This is a genomic window from Niastella sp. (genome assembly GCF_045805085.1).
GTDB lineage: Bacteria > Bacteroidota > Bacteroidia > Chitinophagales > Chitinophagaceae > Niastella.
This window is the reverse complement of record NZ_JBJMLX010000423.1, coordinates 1-1,506: the sequence shown is the minus strand read 5'-3', so window position 1 is coordinate 1,506 and position 1,506 is coordinate 1. Positions and strand designations below refer to the sequence as shown.

Below are 1,506 nucleotides of genomic sequence, written 5' to 3'. Positions count from 1 at the left end.
TATAAGCCTGGTGATCCTGTGGAAGACATGAGCTTTAGCGAGCAGGATAGTGCACCATTTTTACCAAAATCAGTAGTAATTGACGATAATTTTGACTGGGAGGGTGATAAATTTCCGAAAATACCTTACCATCAAAGTATTATTTATGAAATGCATGTGAAAGGTTTCACCATGATGCATCCGGATATTCCAGATAACATCAGAGGAACATTTGCTGCCATTGCACATCCTGTTACCATTAAGTACCTTAAAGATTTAGGCATAACTGCAGTAGAGTTGATGCCCGTGCATCATTTTGTGAGCGACCGCCACCTGATTGAAAAAGGGTTGACGAATTTCTGGGGCTATAATACCATTGGCTTTTTTGCACCCGATGTACGTTATTCTTCCAGCGGAGTAAAAGGCGAACAGGTGACGGAGTTTAAAAATATGGTGAAGGAATTGCACAAAGCAGGTATTGAAGTGATCCTGGATGTAGTGTATAACCATACCGCTGAAGGCAATCACATGGGGCCTACGTTATCCTTCAAAGGCATCGATAACGAAGCCTATTACCGGCTTACAGAAGATAAGCGCTATTATATGGACTATACCGGCACCGGTAATACGCTGAATGCTTATCTGCCAGGTGTGTTACGCCTGATTATGGACAGCCTGCGTTACTGGATCACTGACATGCATGTGGATGGGTTCCGGTTCGACCTGGCAGCCACGCTTGCCCGTGAGTTGCACGATGTGAACCGCCTCAGTTCCTTCTTTGAAATCATCTACCAGGACCCCCTGATTTCGCAGGTAAAGCTGATCGCTGAACCCTGGGATATTGGTGAAGGGGGGTACCAGGTGGGGAAATTTCCACCCGGCTGGGCTGAATGGAATGGAAAGTACCGGGATTGTATGCGTGATTACTGGCGCGGGGGCGACAGTATGCTTCATGAATTTGCCGAACGCTTTACCGGCAGCGCCGACCTGTATCAAAGTGATTACCGCTTTCCCACCGCCAGCATCAATTTCATCACCGCGCATGATGGCTTTACCCTCAACGACCTGGTTTCCTATAATGAAAAACACAATGAAGCAAACGGGGAAGACAATAAAGACGGGGACCAGGAAAACCATTCCTGGAACTGTGGGGTTGAAGGGCCGACTGATGATGCCGGCATCAATAAACTGCGTGAACAGCAGAAACGAAACCTGCTCACCACCCTGCTGCTGTCGCAGGGAGTACCTATGATCCTGAGTGGTGATGAAATAAGCCGTACCAAGAACGGGAACAACAATACGTATTGCCAGGACAATGAAATTTCCTGGATCGACTGGAAAAAAGCAGATACCGGGTTGCTGGAGTTTACCCGGCACTTGATCCACTTGCGCCGGAACCACCCGGTGTTTTGCCGCCGCCGCTGGTTCAGGGGCCACCTGATAAAAGAGATCAACCTGAAAGACATTGAATGGTTCCTGCCTGATGGCAACGAGTTAAAGGATGATAACTATACAAAAGATGTGGCG

1 protein-coding gene is annotated in these 1,506 nt (G+C 47.7%); it reads left to right on the top strand.

Annotation, left to right across the window (positions count from 1 at the left end):
- On the top strand, positions 1 to 1,506 hold a 1,506-nt coding region (gene glgX / locus ACJ751_RS22215; protein WP_407747724.1), incomplete at both ends, for a glycogen debranching protein GlgX.